The 17309-nt window shown below is 53.3% G+C and carries 20 protein-coding genes and 1 tRNA gene; 20 read left to right on the forward strand and 1 reads right to left on the reverse strand.

Annotated elements, in window-relative coordinates:
• The coding region (locus VLX68_11210; protein ID HUI92805.1) for an integrase core domain-containing protein at positions 1-316 on the forward strand (316 nt) is incomplete at its 5' end.
• A 125-nt stretch (positions 317-441) separates the two neighbouring features.
• Here VLX68_11210 and VLX68_11215 read toward each other — a convergent pair.
• A tRNA-Lys gene (locus VLX68_11215) sits at positions 442-517 on the reverse strand.
• Between the two features lie 338 nt (positions 518-855).
• Between VLX68_11215 and VLX68_11220 the strand changes: the two genes are divergently transcribed.
• The 19 genes from VLX68_11220 to VLX68_11310 all read left to right on the forward strand — a co-directional run bounded on the left by VLX68_11220 (position 856) and on the right by VLX68_11310 (position 17149).
• Entirely contained in the window at positions 856-1410 is a 555-nt protein-coding gene (locus VLX68_11220) for a DUF1573 domain-containing protein (GenBank protein ID HUI92806.1), read from the forward strand.
• 550 nt (positions 1411-1960) lie between these two features.
• Positions 1961-2620 carry a hypothetical protein gene (locus tag VLX68_11225; GenBank protein HUI92807.1) on the forward strand — a complete coding sequence of 220 codons (660 nt, stop codon included), beginning with the start codon at positions 1961-1963 and terminating at the stop codon, positions 2618-2620.
• A gap of 225 nt (positions 2621-2845) precedes the next feature.
• Positions 2846-3613, forward strand: coding sequence for an outer membrane lipoprotein-sorting protein (locus VLX68_11230; GenBank protein HUI92808.1), 768 nt, complete (start codon positions 2846-2848; stop codon positions 3611-3613).
• A gap of 5 nt (positions 3614-3618) precedes the next feature.
• Entirely contained in the window at positions 3619-4839 is a 1221-nt protein-coding gene (locus tag VLX68_11235; GenBank protein ID HUI92809.1) for an FtsX-like permease family protein, read from the forward strand.
• A 102-nt stretch (positions 4840-4941) separates the two neighbouring features.
• Positions 4942-6159: an FtsX-like permease family protein gene (locus VLX68_11240; GenBank protein ID HUI92810.1), complete on the forward strand. Its 1218-nt coding sequence runs from the start codon at positions 4942-4944 to the stop codon at positions 6157-6159.
• A gap of 12 nt (positions 6160-6171) precedes the next feature.
• Positions 6172-6855, forward strand: coding sequence for an ABC transporter ATP-binding protein (locus VLX68_11245; protein HUI92811.1), 684 nt, complete (start codon positions 6172-6174; stop codon positions 6853-6855).
• Positions 6852-8030, forward strand: a complete 1179-nt coding sequence (locus VLX68_11250; GenBank protein ID HUI92812.1) for a hypothetical protein — start codon at positions 6852-6854, stop codon at positions 8028-8030. Before VLX68_11245 ends, VLX68_11250 begins: the two co-directional genes overlap by 4 nt.
• Positions 8031-8109: 79 nt before the next feature.
• A complete protein-coding gene (locus VLX68_11255) occupies positions 8110-8283 on the forward strand; it encodes a hypothetical protein (protein ID HUI92813.1) in 174 nt (57 codons plus the stop codon).
• A 72-nt stretch (positions 8284-8355) separates the two neighbouring features.
• Positions 8356-10374, forward strand: a complete 2019-nt coding sequence (locus VLX68_11260; protein ID HUI92814.1) for an ATP-binding protein — start codon at positions 8356-8358, stop codon at positions 10372-10374.
• Between the two features lie 18 nt (positions 10375-10392).
• Positions 10393-11808, forward strand: a complete 1416-nt coding sequence (locus VLX68_11265) for a sigma-54 dependent transcriptional regulator (protein ID HUI92815.1) — start codon at positions 10393-10395, stop codon at positions 11806-11808.
• Positions 11809-12072: 264 nt separating this feature from the next.
• Entirely contained in the window at positions 12073-12588 is a 516-nt protein-coding gene (locus VLX68_11270; GenBank protein ID HUI92816.1) for an OmpA family protein, read from the forward strand.
• A gap of 43 nt (positions 12589-12631) precedes the next feature.
• On the forward strand, positions 12632-13105 hold the full coding sequence (locus VLX68_11275) for a response regulator (GenBank protein HUI92817.1): 474 nt from the start codon (positions 12632-12634) through the stop codon (positions 13103-13105).
• An 11-nt stretch (positions 13106-13116) separates the two neighbouring features.
• Positions 13117-13683 carry an OmpA family protein gene (locus tag VLX68_11280; protein ID HUI92818.1) on the forward strand — a complete coding sequence of 189 codons (567 nt, stop codon included), beginning with the start codon at positions 13117-13119 and terminating at the stop codon, positions 13681-13683.
• Positions 13684-13709: 26 nt separating this feature from the next.
• Positions 13710-14429: a hypothetical protein gene (locus VLX68_11285; GenBank protein HUI92819.1), complete on the forward strand. Its 720-nt coding sequence runs from the start codon at positions 13710-13712 to the stop codon at positions 14427-14429.
• Between the two features lie 196 nt (positions 14430-14625).
• Positions 14626-14784, forward strand: coding sequence for a hypothetical protein (locus tag VLX68_11290; protein ID HUI92820.1), 159 nt, complete (start codon positions 14626-14628; stop codon positions 14782-14784).
• A gap of 150 nt (positions 14785-14934) precedes the next feature.
• On the forward strand, positions 14935-15384 hold the full coding sequence (locus VLX68_11295; GenBank protein ID HUI92821.1) for a DUF134 domain-containing protein: 450 nt from the start codon (positions 14935-14937) through the stop codon (positions 15382-15384).
• On the forward strand, positions 15381-15746 hold the full coding sequence (locus VLX68_11300) for a NifB/NifX family molybdenum-iron cluster-binding protein (protein ID HUI92822.1): 366 nt from the start codon (positions 15381-15383) through the stop codon (positions 15744-15746). Before VLX68_11295 ends, VLX68_11300 begins: the two co-directional genes overlap by 4 nt.
• 76 nt (positions 15747-15822) lie before the next feature.
• Positions 15823-16368: a tRNA (N6-threonylcarbamoyladenosine(37)-N6)-methyltransferase TrmO gene (gene tsaA, locus VLX68_11305; GenBank protein ID HUI92823.1), complete on the forward strand. Its 546-nt coding sequence runs from the start codon at positions 15823-15825 to the stop codon at positions 16366-16368.
• Positions 16369-16450: 82 nt separating this feature from the next.
• Complete coding sequence (locus tag VLX68_11310) at positions 16451-17149, forward strand: fibronectin type III domain-containing protein (GenBank protein ID HUI92824.1); 699 nt, start codon at positions 16451-16453, stop codon at positions 17147-17149.
• The last annotated feature ends 160 nt before the right edge of the window (positions 17150-17309 follow it).

Consider the following 17309-nt stretch of genomic DNA (forward strand, 5'->3'; position numbering starts at 1 on the left):
ACAATTCAATTTGAAGTATGTCGATTATGGAATAAAGGGACTCGCGATATCCATCGGAGCCCCGGACATGAATGCTATCGCGGAAAGATTCGTTGGATCGGTGAGAAGGGAAGCACTGGACCATTACATTATTCTCAATCGGCGGCAGCTTAATAGAATTCTGGTGGATTATGTGAATTTCTACAATTCTCAACGACCACACCAAGGTCTTGAGCAACAGATTCCAGGAGGATATTCTCCGCAAAGAGAGGGAGAGATCTCGAAAATCCCGATTCTCTCTGGATTACATCATCATTATTTCAGGATGGTAGCATAGCAGATGGAATTTTTCCATAGCACGGGCACCAGAGATGGGGTATTTCTTCAAGATATTCGCAGGGATAAAGGAACTGGGCTCCTCCGAGGACGGTTCGGAGAAGCCCGGGTTCCAAGAAACAAAGATGGTACACCATCCTGGATTCGAACCAGGGACCTACTGATTAAGAGTCAGTTGCTCTACCAGCTGAGCTAATGGTGCGAAAATGGACGCGGGAAAATATATATCTTTTTAACCGCCGGGGGCAAAGGAATCATCAAGAAGTCGTCTGCGGCTGACGCAGAGCGAGCTTTGTTCTTTGGATCACCCTCCAGCAGCTTTTTGTATGAGTCGGCGGTAGACGCTCCACGATGATTGATATCCCTTCCATCGAAATTTCATGTTTTAAAAAATCCAGCGCCGGAGCCTCGGACTACGGCGAATAGTATTTTAAAATCGTATACAAACCAAAAACCCGGAGGTTATTGAAACCCATTCCACGCTGATTCGACCGGTCGGCCGACCCATGCGCGGAGAACAACCAGAAAGCGGAGGTCCCCATGTTCCGTGTGTCCTGCCTTGCGTCCCCGTTCGTCCTCATCCCCGTTTTTATAGCCTGTGCTGCCCCGAAAATCGAGGTGGACGAGTCCGCCTACGATTGCGGCATTGTCGCCGAAGGAAAAATTGACAAGCTCCACGCGCAATTTGTCGTTAAGAATTCGGGAGATGCGACTCTCACGATCAGCAACGTGTGTCCGGGTTGCGGGTGTACCGTGGTGAGGTTCGACACCACCATCCAACCCGGGAAAACCGGTCTCATCGCTTCCACCGTCACCATCGCGAATTACCATTCGGGTCCGATCACCAAATACGTGACCGTCCAATCCAACGCTTCGAACAATCCCGCGCTGCAGCTTTCCATAAGCGCCGTCATCAAACCGGTGATCGATGTTTCGGAGCAGTACGTGAGCCTTGCGCCGGGGAAGCCGCACACCATCGTGCTTGCCTCGGCCAAACAGGACCTTTCCGTCAGCGAGGTGTTCATGAGTGGTTCTTCCGCATCTGCGCCGTCGTCCCCTGCGTGGCAGGCAGCCGAGGGTAAGGATTGTGACTGAACAGGATCACGAATGGGTCCCTCAGAAGCCAAAACTGGTGAGTTATTCGTTGTTCAATGAAGATAAAAAATAAATGTAATGTTTTATTCATGGGGCGGGTGTGAGAAGCACTCGCCCCTTATTTCACCATTGGAAATACTCTAATTCCGTTTGACAACCGTAAGTCGGTCTCGCTCGCTCATGCCTTGTTGAATTTGGTCTTTACCCACTCCACAACCTGGTAGTGTTCAGGACCGGTAGGCTTGCGGATGATAACGTCGTTTTATCGCCATCCAGATGCCGGAAGGGCTGTCCAGGATAACAGTAAATCTCCTCCCCATAATTTGTCAGGGATATTTGTCCCTATGGGGTAATGAATTAGCAATAGGGGAAATAAAATCATTTTTAAAACGGAAAGGGACAAATTTCCCTATACCTTTACAAAAGCAACATTTTCTATTTGCACCACTTACAGATAGTTATGCACGCTCTGTATCTTTGGCACATGCATTGCGGTTTTACAAACTGCAGCGAGTTAAAAGGCTGTTCTATTGATTAGAGAAGGTTTGTCATGAAAGGTATAAAAAGAATTTTTTGGCTGTTGAGCGCAATCGTTCAGAGTTTGCTTATAATAATGATTTTTACCGGTTGCACTCCGAGCAGATCGTTGTACCTGCAAACGCAGGCGCAAAACAGGATACTTCATCAACAAAAAGACAACATTGACGTTACGCTTGAGCTGTCAAAAAACAGCCTGGTAGATAACAAACTGGTGATTGTAAACAACACTTCATCGCCGATTGACGTGTCACCGCAAAAGATCCTGTTCGAAATCCCGAAAAAACTGCTTGAGGCAAACGCAGTGGAAGATTACATCTCTTTCCTTGACAGGCGCTCCAAACGGCTGCAATCACTATGTTATGCCGGCGATTATCAGTATGTTTGTTCGGATGAAATACGTGATTTTTATCAATCGCAAAAAAGCAGAGCTTTCATTTTCGGTACTATTATGCCAGGTAATTCCTCGCGCGGAAACATTGCGTTCGATATGCCGCTGGTGGTCAACAATAGCAAGTGGAAGGCGGTTGAAAAGACAACACAACCATATAAGGCGAGGGTGACTTTCCAGTTTATTGTCAATCGAAAGCCGGTGACGATAACATTCCCGCTTCTCGTTACCTGCGATGACATAGGCAATCTTCCGTATTCGGTGCTGGAGTATTTGAAATAAAATGTTAATGAATGGGGAAATAATTTTATATCAGACAATCAATTTATTATTATTACTCTGTTGCCATAAGGTCCAATTTTTATAACCGATGAATTATAAGAAATAATTTTTCATGGTGTTCTGTTTATTCGCCGGCGCGGAGGCCCGCGTCGCGAAATTTTATTTTCCCACACTTCCGCTTATCTCTACTTTGGGCGGAGCATTTTTCCATAGGAGCGCCTCAATATGCAAAGGGGATCCGCTGCCTGTTTCTTTTCCCTGTCTGTGCTATTAACCGCCGTGTTTCTCGCCGGAGCACAGCCCTCGCTCGACGCCGACGAAATCGTGCGCCGCGCCGACGCCAAGATGCGTGGGGAAACCAATTACAGCGAAATGACCATGACCGTGGTGCGGCCCGACTGGAGCCGAACCGTGAGCCTCAAGGGTTGGGAAAAGGCCCGTACGTATTCACTCACCGTGATCACCGCGCCTTCCAAGGAGAAGGGGCAGGCGTTCCTGAAACGCGGCGTTGAAATGTGGAACTGGGTGCCGTCCATCGACCGGGTGATCAAGCTCCCGCCCTCGATGATGTCGCAGTCGTGGATGGGCTCCGACTTCACCAACGACGACCTCATCAAGGAATCGTCCATCGTGAAGGATTATTCACACACCCTGTCGGGTCGTGATACCATTGACGGACGCGACTGCTGGAAGGTCACCCTAACCCCGCTTCCGAACGCCGCCGTAGTGTGGGGCAAGGTTGTGGCGTGGATTACAGTGCAGGAAGACATCGAGGTGAAGGAGCAGTACTTCGACGAGGATGGCGCGCTTGTCAACACCGAGCGGTTTTCCGACATACAGATGATGGGCGGTAGGGAGATCCCCGCGCGCATGGAGATGACACCCGCGGCAAAGCCCGGGTGCAAAACCGTGCTCGTCGTCAATACTATATGGTTCGACAAGCCCATCGCCGACGATTTCTTTTCGCTGCAAAACCTCAAACGCGTTCGGTAGGGAACATGGAACTGCTGTCACTTTCGTGGCGCAACATATGGCGCAACAAACGGCGGACCCTAATCACCGCGGCGTCCATTTTTTCCGCGGTGTTTCTTGCGCTCATTATGCGGGCGATGCAGCTCGGCTCATATGACAAGATCGTGCGTAACGTGGTGGAATTTTACACCGGCTACATTCAAGTCCATGCAAAAGGCTACTGGGACGACAAGAGCCTCGACCGCAGTTTCATTGCCGATACTGCACTGCTGAAGAACGTCGAGAATGTGGGGGGCGTTTCGTACCTTATCCCTCGGCTTGAGTCCTTTGCCCTCGCCTCGACGAGCACGCAGACCAAGGGCGTGCTGGTGGTGGGAGCGGTCCTTGCGCAAGACGACCGCCTCACACATCTCTCTTCGCGAATCAGCAAGGGGATCATGCCCGAGCAGTCGGGGCGGGGCGTGCTTGTCGCCGAGGGAGCGGCCTCGGACCTTGGCGTGGCCGTAGGTGATTCGATCGTGCTGCTTGGCCAGGGATTTCACGGCATGAGCGCGGCGGGCGCGTTTCCCGTGAGCGGCATCGTCCATTTCGGTTCGCCCGACCTCAACAGCCGCGTGGTGTACATGCCGCTTTCTGCATGTCAAGACCTGTACTCGGCTCCGCAAAGAATTACCTCGCTTGTCGTGGCGGTCAACAGGCCTGCCGATGCCGGGACGGTCGCGGCCGCACTGAGCAGATTGTTGGCACCCGCCTCATACGAGGTGATGACATGGGACAAAATGCTTCTCGAAGTGGTTCAACAGATTCAGTCCGACAACATGGCCGGGCTCATCATGCTCGGTATTCTATACGCCATCGTCATTTTCGGGATATTCGGCACCATCACCATGATGACGATTGAGCGGCGGAGGGAGTTCGGCATGGTACTGGCCCTTGGCATGAGCAAAACGCTTCTTGTGGCCACAACCTTGGTCGAGACAATCATGATTTCGATCGTGGGCATTGCCGCCGGCATGATCGCTGCCACGCCGGTGATTTTGTATTTTCACGTACACCCAATACGCCTCACGGGTGAGGCGGCAAAAATGATGGCTCAATATGGCATCGAGCCGGTGATGCCGTTTCTGTTTGACGGTTCGATTTACGGCACGCATGCGGCCATCGTGCTTGGAGCCACCTTGATCTGCGCCCTTTTCCCATTGTGGGTAATCGGGCGGCTTAAAGTGGCTGGCGCGCTGCGATCGTGAAGAAAAAAAACACCACAGAGACTCAGAGAACACAGAGAAAAATGATTTTTATTGATAGGAAAAGGTCCATTAAAAAAGTTACTTGAACGGCGGAATTTCCCTATGCTTTTCTCCATCGCCTGGCGCAACATTTGGCGCTCGCCGCTGCGGAGCCTTATTGTGCTTTTGGCCGTGTGCCTTGGGCTGTTCGGCGGTGTGTTCTCCATGGCATTTACAAACGGCATGACCCTCCAGCGCATCCACAGCGCAATCGCCGCAGAGGTTGCCGACATTCAGGTCCACGCTCCAGGGTTTCTCAAAAAGGGCGACATCATCGACACCGTTCCCGGCGTCCGTGAGGTGACGGCATATGTCACAACGCTGCCGGGGTTTTCGTGCTCATCGGGGCGCGTCAGGATAAACGCCATGGCGTCGAGTGCGACCACGGGCACGGGGGTGACGCTGTACGGCATCGTCCCGGCCGAGGAGCGCAGGGTCTCGGCCATCGCCGACCACCTGGTGCAGGGCGGTTATCTTACGGACGAAAGCGCCAATCGCATCGTGGTGGGTGAGAAACTGGCACACAAACTCAAGGTGCGGCTGCATTCGAAAATCGTGCTCACCCTTCAGGAAGTTGACGGCACGATCACCGGCGGCGCTTTTAGGATAGCGGGCATTTACAAAACAGACAACTCCACCTTCGACGAGAACACCGTCTTCGCGCTCGCGGCCGATGTACGCTTTCTTACGGGGCTTCCGCGGGAGGCTGTTCAGGAGATAGCTGTTCGAATAACCGATTCCCGTGCGGCCCCGGCCGCGGCGGCGCTGCTGCGCGGCATGTTTCCTTCCCTCGATGTCAAGTCCTGGAAGGAGTCGAGCCCCGACCTGGCACTCATGGAAAGCATCATGGATTACATGATGCTTCTCTTCCTTGTGATTATTCTTGCGGCCCTCGCATTCGGCATCGTCAACACCATGCTCATGGCCATCCTGGAACGCACCCGCGAGTTCGGCATGCTCATGGCCATCGGCATGACAAGGCTGCGGCTCTTCGCGATGATCATGGCCGAAACCGTGCTGCTGTCCGTTACGGGAGGCGCCGCGGGCGTTGCCGCATCAGCCGCTGCGATTGCCTATTTCGGCGGCCGGGGCATCAGCCTGTCATCGGTGTCGCGGGGACTTTCGGCCATGGGATACGGGGCACTTGTGTATCCGCAGATAGACCTTTCGTTCTATATCCTTTTGAGCCTCTTGATTGTGGCGACCGGCGTTGCATCGTCTGTCTATCCGGCGTTGCGGGCGCTGCGGCTGCAGCCGGCAAGGGCAATTCGGAGCACATAACGGAGAAAAATCATGAGTATCATCACCATCACCGGTCTTACCAAGGTATACGATGAGAAATCGGTCCCCGTCCATGCCCTTAACGGCATCGACCTGACGTTCGAGGAAGGGGAATTCACTACGATCGTCGGCCCCTCGGGCTCGGGCAAGACCACGCTGCTGAACATTTTAGGCGGCCTCGACACGCCCAGTGGCGGAACGATCAACATCGCCGGAACGGACATGCGGGCCATGTCGTCCCGCGACCTCACCCGCTTCAGACTGCATAACATCGGATTCGTGTTCCAGTCATACAATCTTATTCCGGTGCTCACGGCGCAGGAGAACATCGAATTCGTCATGCTGCTCCAGGGCAAGGGCAAGGCGGAGCGCGCCGCTCGCGCCCGCACCCTGCTTGCGCAGGTGGGAATCCCCGACCGGGGAGCGAGCAGGCCGGGGCAGCTGTCGGGCGGACAGCAACAGCGCGTGGCGGTCGCGCGAGCCTTGGCCTCGCGGCCGCGCTTCGTGCTCGCCGACGAGCCCACGGCCAACCTTGATTCGAAAGCGGCGGAAAACCTGCTCGATATCATGGTAACTCTTAACAAGGGGGAACGCGTCACGTTTATCTTTTCCACTCATGATGTCCGCGTGATGCGCAAAGCGCGGCGGATCATCACGCTTGAGGACGGCAAAGTGCTCAAGGACGAAACCGTATGAGTTCCGTTCGACGCAGTGTGTCGTTCGCGCTTCTTGTCGCCTGCGCCGCGCTGCGGGCTGCCCCGTTTGATTCACTGAAGCTGTCCGACTTCGTGTCGGCAAAGGGATACGTCAAGGACCTGCAGATCACCGATGCCCAAAACCTCCGCGGCACATGGGCGCTTTTCGGCCTCGTGCACAACCGTTTCGATGCCACCCTGCTTCCCAACGGGCCCGTTTCACTTACCGCAGGCATGCGCAACCTGTTTCTGTACGGTGACCTGGCCAGCGACGGACCGGATCTCGCCCAGCTCACCGCGGTGACGCCGGGATATTTCGGCCTCAACAGGACATTCTCGAGCGGCCCTTCGTACAAGTTGACAAGCGAGCTCGACCGGCTTTACCTGCAATACGCATCCGACAAGCTGCAGGTGCGGGCCGGCCGCAGCCGCGTCAACTGGGGCATGAACCTGGTGTGGAACCCCAACGATCTGTTCAACGCTTCGTCGTACCTCGATTTCGATTACGAGGAGAAGCAGGGCACCGATGGCGCGGTTGTGAGTTGGTTTCCTTCGGTGACCTCCCAGCTTACGGCTGTGTATGAGGCGGGGGATTCGCTTGCTGCGATGGGAGGAGCTGCCCTGGCCCGCTGGAATGTATGGGGCTACGACATGCAAGTGCTTGGCGGCATTGTCAAAGGAGACGGATGTGCGGGTCTCGGCTGGTCGGGGCAGATCGGCGGGGGCGCATTCCGCGGCGAGGCAACATACTTTCGTCCAGTCATCGACAAACAGGGCCGACGCGAATCGGTCGCGGCGAGTGTCTCCGGAGATTACACGTTTCCGCACAACTTGTATGTGCAAGCAAGCGTGCTGTACAACAGCGCCGGCAGCGAAAAGAAGCACGAAAACTATTCGGCCCAACCCATGGACGGCCCGCTGGCGAAGCACCTTTCTCCAGCGGCGGTAACACTGTTTCTTGAGTGCGCAGACCAGATCACGCCGCTTGTCAGGATAGATGCGTTCACAATGGTAAATCCTATCGACGGCTCGGGCGTGGCGGGACCCACCGTCACGTTTTCAATTACCAACAACATCGACTTCGATCTCATCTGCCAAGGATTCTACGGCGAGAAAAACACCACGTTTGGCGGAAGAGGAACGGTGGCGGTGGTACGGGGGAAATGGAGTTTTTAATCGAGGGCAAACCATAGAAAAAAACATATTTTCTTGATGTGGGTTCGGAATGTCCCGCTATTCTCGATAAGGATCATCGATGACCGCACACGGCATCAATTTGTTATCCGGCGATCCGCTCTGGTACAAGGATGCGGTGATCTACCAGCTCCACGTCAAGAGCTTTCTCGACAGCACGGGCGACGGCACCGGCAATTTCGGCGGCCTCGCACTGCCTGCGCGGTTGTTGCGCGAATATTGTGCATCGGAGTAGTATAAAGTTTTAGTGACAAAAGGGCTGTTACCTTGCCCGTTCGGAAAAAAAATACGGGAACTGGTGCGTATCATGAGCCTTCGAATTAAACTGCCACTTTTCATTGTGGTGGTTGTTTTCATCACCGCCGTAGCCATCCTCACCGTCTCGGTGAGACAGACGCAGCGGCGAGCGGAAAAGAACATCGCCGACATACGTATCATAGAGACGAGCAGGGTGAAAAACGTGCTTCGGGAACAAGTGAACATTATCTATTCCATGATCAAGGCGGAACACCAGCGCTCGATGACGCAGGAAGACATGACTTCGATCCTGGACAAGATCAAAACCATTACCTACGATAAAGGTCGCGGGTATTTCTGGATTTCAGACACCCATGACTCGCCAAAGATTCTCATTCATCCGTATCTGGGCGGCTTGTCGGGACCGGACAGTGCAAAGATCCTGTCCTTGGTCAGTACGGTCAACCGGCTGGTCCGCACGCACGGCGAAGGGTATTATGAGCTTACCTGGCCGCGGTTGGACGAGAAAGGGTTTTCAGATTCGTCGTTTTCAAAACTCTGCTTCGCACGGTTGTATACGCCCCTGGGCTGGGTAGTTGCATCGGGACGTTATACCGATGACATCGACGACGTCATCCACCACCGCATTACTCAAACCAGGGAGGAGATAGATGTCATCATACGGGACCGCATTTTCTTCGCATTTGCCGTGCTTTTCGTAAGTACCGTCGCCATTTTTGTTTTTACCGGCCTGATAACGGGACCTATAAACAAGCTTGTCACGCTCACTGAGCAGATTTCCTCGGGGACAAAAGGCTTTACGGAACGGATCACGTTGCGCTCGCGCGACGAGATCGGCCGGCTGGCGCGCTCCTTCAACGCAATGCTCGGCCACATCCAGACCACCATGGACAAACTGGAGGAAAACGGCCGCAAATACCGTGAATTGGTTGAGAATGCAAACAGCGCTATCATCAGGATAGACAGACAGGGGAAAATTCTGTTCTTCAACGAATATGCTCAAAGAATGTTCGGATTTTCCGCGGCGGAAATCCAGGGGAAGAACATCACTAACATTGTTTCTGTATCCCCTGATGTACCGAACCCGAAAGCGCATTCGATATTGTACGACGTGCTTCTTTCCCCTGGAGCGTATATTTACAATGAAGAACAGGTGCAGACAAAGACGAACGAAAAAAAATGGGTCGCTTGGACAACCAGGCCTATTTACGACAACGCCGGCGTTCTCATGGAGATCCTTTGCGTCGGAAGCGATGTGACGGCCCGCAAGAAGGCCGAAGAGCTCGCCCAGCAGCAGCAGCGCACCCTGATCCAAACCGACAAAATGGCCACGCTGGGGATTCTCGTATCGGGTGTTGCCCACGAAATCAACAACCCCAACAATTTCATCATTCTCAATGGTGAAAATTTATCGGAAATGTGGAAAGACGTCATGCCCGTGCTCGACGAATACTACGCATCGCACCCTACCTACACGCTTGGCGGCCTACCTTATAAGGAAATGAGGGAGGAGCTCCCCGGCCTGCTCAACGGCATTAACCAGGGAGCACGCCGCATTAAAAGGATTGTCGAGACCCTTAAGGACTTTTCCCGCCAGGAGAGCGGAGACCTCAACCAGAAGATACGACTGAAGGACGTTGTGGAGAACGCCTCGGTGATCCTCGGGAACATGATTAAGACCGCAACAAAACGGTTTGAGGTGATAGAAGAAGGGCAAATCCCCGAAGTCACGGGGAATTTTCAGAGGTTGGAACAGGTGGTGATCAACCTTATCACCAACGCGTGTGAAGCGTCGAAGGACCACGAAAAACCCATCACGGTAACCATTTCGTACGATGATATGAAAAACAGGGTGTCGCTTTCCATCCATGATGAAGGCCAGGGCATACCGCCCGAACACTTGAAATACATCATGGATCCGTTCTTCACGACGAAGCGTGACCGCGGGGGCACCGGGCTGGGACTCGCGATATCGTACTCAATTGTCAAGGATCACGGCGGTGACCTCCGGATCAAATCGGCGCAGAACCGGGGAACCACGGCAACGATTCTGCTGCCAATCACTTGATGCGCGGAGAACAGCACAATGAAACCTGAAACAATAATAACATTACCCGTTCTGCTCGTCGATGACGAACTCGATTTCCTTAAGAGCGCATCGGTGACACTGCGCCTGGGCGGCTTCGCCGTCGCCACCTGCCAGAACAGCGGCGACGTGCTCACCCTCATGGCCGGGCAGCGCTTTGGCGTCGTGTTATTGGACATCATGATGCCGGAAAACCAGGGGACACAACTTCTGCCGGAGATTGTCAAGGCCTATCCGGAATCGCCGGTCATCATGCTCACGGCGATCAATAACGTTGACACGGCCGTCTGCTGCATGCGTGCGGGTGCGTTTGATTACCTCGTGAAACCTGTGGAAAAAGACCGGCTGATAACGAGTGTGCGCCGCGCAATGGACTTTGTGGAAATCCGCAATGAAAATACGCGGCTCAAAGGCTACCTGCTTGACGACCGCCTGCAGCGGCCGGAGCTTTTCGAGCGGTTCGTGACCCGGGACAGGAAAATGACGGCCATTTTCCAGTACGTCGAGGCCATTGCCCAAACGCCGATGCCGGTGCTTATCACGGGGGAAACCGGCGCAGGCAAGGAACTGATCGCACGCATCATCCACGACGCAAGCGGCCGTTCCGGCGAGTTTGTATCGGTCAACACGGCCGGGCTCGACGATTCGATGGTGAGCGACACGCTGTTCGGACATGAAAAGGGCGCATTTACCGGCGCCGACTCCCGGCGGGAGGGCCTTGTCGCAAAGGCTTCGGGTGGTACGCTTTTCCTTGACGAAATAGGAGACCTTCCGCGCGAATCGCAGGTGAAGCTCCTCAGGCTGCTGGATGACCGGACCTATTACCCCGTTGGATCCGATTCCCTCCGGCAGTCGACGGCGCGCATCATCGTGGCGACCAACCGTGACATGGTCGCTCTGCGCAAGGAGGGTACCTTCAGGAGCGACCTGTATTTCCGGCTGCAAAGCCACCAGATAGACCTGCCGCCGCTCAGGGAAAGGCCGAGCGACATTCCGCTTCTCATCGATCACTTTGTCGAACGGGCGTCCGTCGAACTTAAGCACCCCGCGCCGTCGGTGCCCCAGGGAATTTATGCCTTACTCGCCGCGTATCCGTTTCCAGGGAACGTCCGGGAATTGAGGAACCTGATTTTCGATTCTGTCAGCGTCGAAAAGGGAGGCACCCTCGCAGGCTCTTTTTTTACCGAGCGCCTTTCAAAGGTCACGGGATCGGTAAAAGGCTCCGGCGTGTCGACACTGTTTTATTCACCCGAAGACCTGTCGAGGCTAAGAACCCTGCCTGCCATCAAGGACGCGGAATCCATGCTCATCAACGAGGCGCTCAGGCGAGCGGGCAACAACCAGACCATTGCCGCCCAACTGCTCGGCATGACAAGATCCGCGCTTAATAAGAGGCTCACGCGAGGCAAACAGTAATGCGTAATTTATGGTTTTCTATTTTTCCCATCGGGACTAACTCCGCATCAGAGACAATTGTCCCAAGAATTTCAACTCCTTTTACTTCATAGCACTATCTCCATTTACATTTGTGACTGGGACAATCGGCAATTTTGCCGGTTAGAAACGGCATAGCTCTAACACGTTGTCGTCTTGAAAGTAAGCGGCATACAATGGCATGGCACGGTTATTGGGGTATTGGATGACCATAAAGATGGCCAATTCTCAGATCGAGAGGAGAACATGTTAAGGAAAAAGATTAAAATCGTTTTTCAGGCGATAGTGATCATTGCTGGCGGCACGCTCCTTATGGTCGGTTGCGTAAAAATAGTGTCGCGGCAAGACAGTGCGGCCGCACTGAACCCGCCGGCAGCACAGAAACCGGCCCTACCGCCGGAAAAGAAAATCGATCTCGGTGTGCTGTATTTTGACCGGGACAAAACAGTGCTTACGCCAGACGCGCTTTCTCGTTTGTATAATGTTGGCCATTTTTTGGCTGCCAATCCGGGCTACCGGGTTATTATTGAAGCTTATTCCGACGAAAGGGACGATAATACATACGATTCCTACCTGTCTGAAGAGCGTGCTAAAAGCGTTTACAATTGGCTTGTATTGTATGGAGCCTATCAAATTGAAGCAAAGAGAGTTATTGTCCATACCTTCGGCAATAGTAAGCCGGCGCAGAAAAATTGCGGTGACGATGACACTTGCCATGAAAAAAACAGGCGAGTGGAGCTGACAGCCATTACTAACGGTTGAAAATGGCATATGTCAATAGGAATGCAGTAAGGAACCGGAAAAAATGAGTGATGCCATGCGGCGACAAAGAATACTTGTGGTCGAAGACGAGCAGGACCTTTTAAAATCTGTGACGCTTACCCTGCGGAGGGCCGGCTATGAAACGGTCCCGGTGGACAACGGCGCAGACGCCTTCGTGGAAATCGTGACTGCAAATAAAATGAAGGAACAGTTCGCCCTTGTAATTACCGACCATCATCTTCCTGTAATTTCGGGCACAGAATTGATCGACCGATTGAGCGCCGAGGGCTTTACCGTTCCCTTCGGCATGATCACCGCCTACGGCTCAAAGGAGCTGTACAGCGAACTTAAAAAGCGTGGCAGTTTATTTTGCCTTGACAAGCCGTTCAACATTGCGGAAATCGTTGAGTGTGTTTCCGCCGCATTAAAGTCTGCATCCGACGTTAATGGACCGGACAATCCGCACGGCGATTCCGGAATCAGCCTATCGCCGGGGAAAGCCGAAACAAAACAATAAAGGAGGAATATATGCGTGGACACGGGGCACTTGTGTTCGCATCGGTGACGGCGGCAATCTTTCTCTCGGCCGTGTCGTGTTCAAAAAAAGTCACGAAGTTGACCGTGGAAAAACCTGTTGTTGCGGAGAAGCCTGCTCCGGCGCCGCCCCCATTCGATTCGACGAGCTTTAAAGAGGCGCGGCTGCAGGGTGAATTGGAGCAGCAGGCCAGGGAAGCGCTGCAAAACATTTATTTCGACTTTGACAAGTCCACAATAAAGCCGGAAGGTGAAACAAGGCTCACCATTATCGGGAAGTTTATGGCAGATCATCCGGCGATGAGGATACTCATTGCCGGCAACTGCGATGAGCGGGGGTCAGCCGAATACAACATTGGACTCGGCCAGAAACGGGCGCAGAACGCCAAAAACTTTCTGGTGACCTATGGCGTGGCGTCCGACCGCATTGAATTGACCTCCTACGGCAAGGAGCGCCCTGCGGTAGCCGGCTGTACGGACGAGGAATGCCACGCGAAAAACAGACGGGATGAATTCTCCGTGCTGGAGGGTACAGCTAAATCTATAAGCCAGGCGCAATAAAAAGGGGATAGCTCATGATATTAAGCATGAAGGATCAGATCGGCTCTATCCTTTTTGCAAGAGACGGCCAAGTGGGTAGGATCAGCGATCTCCTATTTGACGCGCGACAATGGGTGGTGCAGTTTTTTGTCGCATTGCCGTATCCTGCGAGGCCGGAATGCCGCGCGTTTTTCTCGGTGTCGGAGATAAAGAAAGTACGAGGGCTGGAAGTGCATACGACGATCTCCCTCGATGAGATAGAAGCGCGCACCGATATCGCTGTTCCGGCGGACGACAATGAAGTTCCCTCCGGATACGCCTGGCCTTTTTTTATGGAGGGCAGGGTGCTCTCTATGTCGGTAGGAACAGAATTTTTAAGTCCTGCAGCCACGAGGGTGAAAGAGGCACCGGTGACCAACGCCGAGTTTCAAACGTATAAAGGACTAAAAAGCATTAGCGAAATGGTCGGATCGGAGGTCAGGTGCAATGATGGAACCGTCGGCACAATTACGGATTTCCTTTTTGAAGACAAGCTGTGGTTAGTTCGCTTTGCAGTGGTTGCTCTCACGCTGCCAGAGCAGAAGAATATCATCGTTTTTCCGAATTGGATCACACAGCCTGTCCAAAAGGAAACCGGGATTATATTAGGTTTTCCTGAAAATCGATTACAGCATCAACCGGAATTCAATCCGGAAAGGCATCTTAACAAGGAGTATGAGAAAATAATCAGTGACATTATTAATGAAAAAAGTTATGGCGGTCGGTAACTTCCATAAAAGGGTCAGACCAGTGAAGGGTAATTTTTCGTAAGGGATCGAGTAAATGATGGTTTTAAAGGGGCGGCGGGACACTGGTGCGCGGAACCCACCGGTTTAAAAACAGTAGTTGCTAACGGCTAGTGCAAATAATGATTTGTCAGAATTTGCTTGTAACACCATCTCTCCCCACAATAGATTAGAAATAATGAGCATTTTCCAACTGCCGGGGGCTTTTGATGACCTACCAGAAAAAATCGTTCTCTCCGCGCCCGATATTTCGGAAAGGCAGGCCGGCCAATTCACCATAACCACAAATCATCCTGACAAACCGGAAATTAAGCTGAACGGTGCAATTGAAAAATGATGGGATTGATCGTGCGGCCGCGATTATGGCAATACCGACGCGGCTTTCTGCGGGGTCTTTCCCTAAGATGAGACGAAGTGAGACTTGATTCCTGAAAAGCCGTGACGTATCTTTGTTTTTGGCATATGCCAGAAACAGAGAAAGGGTCGCATGCCTCGTCCTTGCAAGAAACGCCGTGTAACCTGCCGCCCTGTTGCCGAAAGTTTTTCCCCGTCGGGTGCCGGCTCGCCATCGGCGCAGAGCGTATCGCTTACGTATGATGAACTCGAAGCGCTCCGGCTTGCCGATTACCAAGGCCTGTACCAGGAACAAGCGGCACGGCGGATGCACGTCTCAAGGGCCACCTTCGGCAACATCGTCATGTCGGCGCGGAAAAAGACGGCCGATTTTCTCGTAAATTCCAAGCGCCTGAACGTTGCCGGCGGCGAAGTAACCGTGGGAAACTGCCGCTTTGTCTGCGGGTCCTGCAAACGGACGTTTTCGGTCGCTGCGCGTGCGCAAAGACCCACCGAATGCCCGCATTGCAAGGGCCGCAATTTCTGTTGCGAAAAAAAAATGAAACTTGGAATAACCTTTAACAAATGCTGGAGGACACAATGAAAATCTGCATGCCGGTGGCGGAAGATAAGGGAATGAAATCGGTGTTGCACGGACATTTCGGCAGCGCACCCTGCTTTGCGCTGTACGATTCGGAAACACAACGAACCGTTTTTACAAGCAACAACGAGGCGGAGCACGAACACGGGAAATGCATGCCGGTAAACACGCTGCGAACGTTGGGCGCGGAGGCCGTGCTGTGCAGGGGCATGGGGCTTCGGGCGGCCCACTTGCTCGCGGCGGCCGGAATCCGACCCTATCTGGTTGAGGCGGAGACGGTCGGGGATGCGGTTGAAAAGTACGACAAACGGGACATCTGCGTTCTTGACGAGAGAACATCCTGCCATGCGCATGATTGTCATTAAGCCGTTTGATTCATGTCAGCGGAAGCCGCGACAAAAGAAGGTTCCTCACGGGTTCTGACCTGCAAAAGTATGGGGAATGGAAAAAATAAAAGGAAATAATTGCGTTTACACGGAGGTGCCCATCGGGCTTACCAGATGCAAACACCGCGATCCTGAAAAAACGCCCGCACAGCCGATCTTTGCAGAGCGCTGCGAGGGAACTGTCGAGATGTTTCCGGAATTTATACGGGGGCCCAAGGACATCGAAGGATTTTCCCACTTAATCCTGGTGTATCGTCTTCATCGCGCGGAATCCGAATTGCTCACCGTAACACCGTTACTTGACACAAAAAAACGCGGCGTGTTTTCCACCAGATGTCCTCTAAGGCCGAATCGCATCGGTATTTCGGTGGTGCGGCTGCTGGGACGCAAAGGCGGAGTTTTGCGTGTCCAGGGTGTTGATACGCTCGATAGAACGCCGATTCTTGATATCAAACCGTATGTGACAAAATTCGACAGCGTTCCACATGCCCGCTGCGGCCGGTTCGAAACTATCGATGCGAAAACGTGGAAAAAGGAGGCGCTAAAAGAATGCGAACCCCGGACTGCGCCGTGGTCCGGCCGGCGCGCCTCCAAAGCATAGACAAATGCCCGGGGGAAAATTGCCAAATATTATATTACTCGATCTCGATTTTAACATTCAGCCTTAAAAAAAGGGAGAACCGATGAAAAGCAGAACAATGCGAACACGCAGCAGCTTGGCAAAGGTCATTGGGGTACTAACCGTCGGACTCGTCACCTCATGCGTTCCGCCCATTGGCGACACGACACCGAATACGACCGGATCGGTGCCCGGGATTCCCTCCGGCGTCGCGGTGACAGGGTCCACTATCTCAACCATCTCGGTTAAATGGAACGCCGTTGCAGGGGCGACGTCGTATACCGTCTATTATACTCTCGATGGATCGCAACCCGGCGCAAATAATTACGCCGACTATGTCTCGGACCTTACCACTACTTCCACAGTGATATCGCACGTCACCTCTTCTTACGGTCAGCCAATCGAGATCGCGGTGACCGCGACCAATGACAACGGCGAAGGTAATGCCAGTGCCATGGTCGCAGGTTCGACGCTCATACCCACAAACGTCGTGGTAACGCCGGCCGACAGCGGCAAATTCACGGTAACGTGGTCCGCGGTCAGCGGAGCCGCGTCATACAACGTGTATGAGAAAAACAGCGCCTTGGATTCCGCCATTGGGCCGACAGAGACCGCCTACGGAAAAGAAATCACGAACGTATCATCCCCGTTCCACTGGGTAAATGCGGCCGTGGGTCATTATTACCGGTTTGCCGTCTCCGCGGTTGATGCGTCCGGCAATGAAGGTGGACTGAGTCAGGTTGGAACGGCCGTGGCACAGTAGCCCAATCTGCCGTACAGCCCGAAGCGGAAGGCGAGCGGAGCGCGCCTGATTCATTATTATATCTTAGGGGGCTTGTAAACCCGTCCTCCCTAGTTTGTACGTACTTCATCCATTGCCAGCCGAGTATTTTCTAAACTAATTCCATTTTATTTGATAAACG

It is taken from the genome of Chitinivibrionales bacterium (genome assembly GCA_035516255.1).
Taxonomy (GTDB): Bacteria; Fibrobacterota; Chitinivibrionia; order Chitinivibrionales; family FEN-1185; genus FEN-1185.

What these genes read in the sequence shown, in the direction of transcription:
- tsaA (HUI92823.1), top strand. Translation starts at nt 15,823, where the DNA reads ATGGAAAAAATAAAAGGAAATAATTGCGTTTACACGGAGGTGCCCATC.
- VLX68_11285 (HUI92819.1), top strand. Translation starts at nt 13,710, where the DNA reads ATGAAGGATCAGATCGGCTCTATCCTTTTTGCAAGAGACGGCCAAGTG.
- VLX68_11220 (HUI92806.1), top strand. Translation starts at nt 856, where the DNA reads ATGTTCCGTGTGTCCTGCCTTGCGTCCCCGTTCGTCCTCATCCCCGTT.
- VLX68_11270 (HUI92816.1), top strand. Translation starts at nt 12,073, where the DNA reads ATGTTAAGGAAAAAGATTAAAATCGTTTTTCAGGCGATAGTGATCATT.
- VLX68_11280 (HUI92818.1), top strand. Translation starts at nt 13,117, where the DNA reads ATGCGTGGACACGGGGCACTTGTGTTCGCATCGGTGACGGCGGCAATC.
- VLX68_11235 (HUI92809.1), top strand. Translation starts at nt 3,619, where the DNA reads ATGGAACTGCTGTCACTTTCGTGGCGCAACATATGGCGCAACAAACGG.
- VLX68_11295 (HUI92821.1), top strand. Translation starts at nt 14,935, where the DNA reads ATGCCTCGTCCTTGCAAGAAACGCCGTGTAACCTGCCGCCCTGTTGCC.
- VLX68_11250 (HUI92812.1), top strand. Translation starts at nt 6,852, where the DNA reads ATGAGTTCCGTTCGACGCAGTGTGTCGTTCGCGCTTCTTGTCGCCTGC.
- VLX68_11310 (HUI92824.1), top strand. Translation starts at nt 16,451, where the DNA reads ATGAAAAGCAGAACAATGCGAACACGCAGCAGCTTGGCAAAGGTCATT.
- VLX68_11245 (HUI92811.1), top strand. Translation starts at nt 6,172, where the DNA reads ATGAGTATCATCACCATCACCGGTCTTACCAAGGTATACGATGAGAAA.
- VLX68_11260 (HUI92814.1), top strand. Translation starts at nt 8,356, where the DNA reads ATGAGCCTTCGAATTAAACTGCCACTTTTCATTGTGGTGGTTGTTTTC.
- VLX68_11230 (HUI92808.1), top strand. Translation starts at nt 2,846, where the DNA reads ATGCAAAGGGGATCCGCTGCCTGTTTCTTTTCCCTGTCTGTGCTATTA.
- VLX68_11265 (HUI92815.1), top strand. Translation starts at nt 10,393, where the DNA reads ATGAAACCTGAAACAATAATAACATTACCCGTTCTGCTCGTCGATGAC.
- VLX68_11240 (HUI92810.1), top strand. Translation starts at nt 4,942, where the DNA reads ATGCTTTTCTCCATCGCCTGGCGCAACATTTGGCGCTCGCCGCTGCGG.
- VLX68_11300 (HUI92822.1), top strand. Translation starts at nt 15,381, where the DNA reads ATGAAAATCTGCATGCCGGTGGCGGAAGATAAGGGAATGAAATCGGTG.
- VLX68_11290 (HUI92820.1), top strand. Translation starts at nt 14,626, where the DNA reads ATGAGCATTTTCCAACTGCCGGGGGCTTTTGATGACCTACCAGAAAAA.
- VLX68_11225 (HUI92807.1), top strand. Translation starts at nt 1,961, where the DNA reads ATGAAAGGTATAAAAAGAATTTTTTGGCTGTTGAGCGCAATCGTTCAG.
- VLX68_11255 (HUI92813.1), top strand. Translation starts at nt 8,110, where the DNA reads ATGACCGCACACGGCATCAATTTGTTATCCGGCGATCCGCTCTGGTAC.
- VLX68_11275 (HUI92817.1), top strand. Translation starts at nt 12,632, where the DNA reads ATGAGTGATGCCATGCGGCGACAAAGAATACTTGTGGTCGAAGACGAG.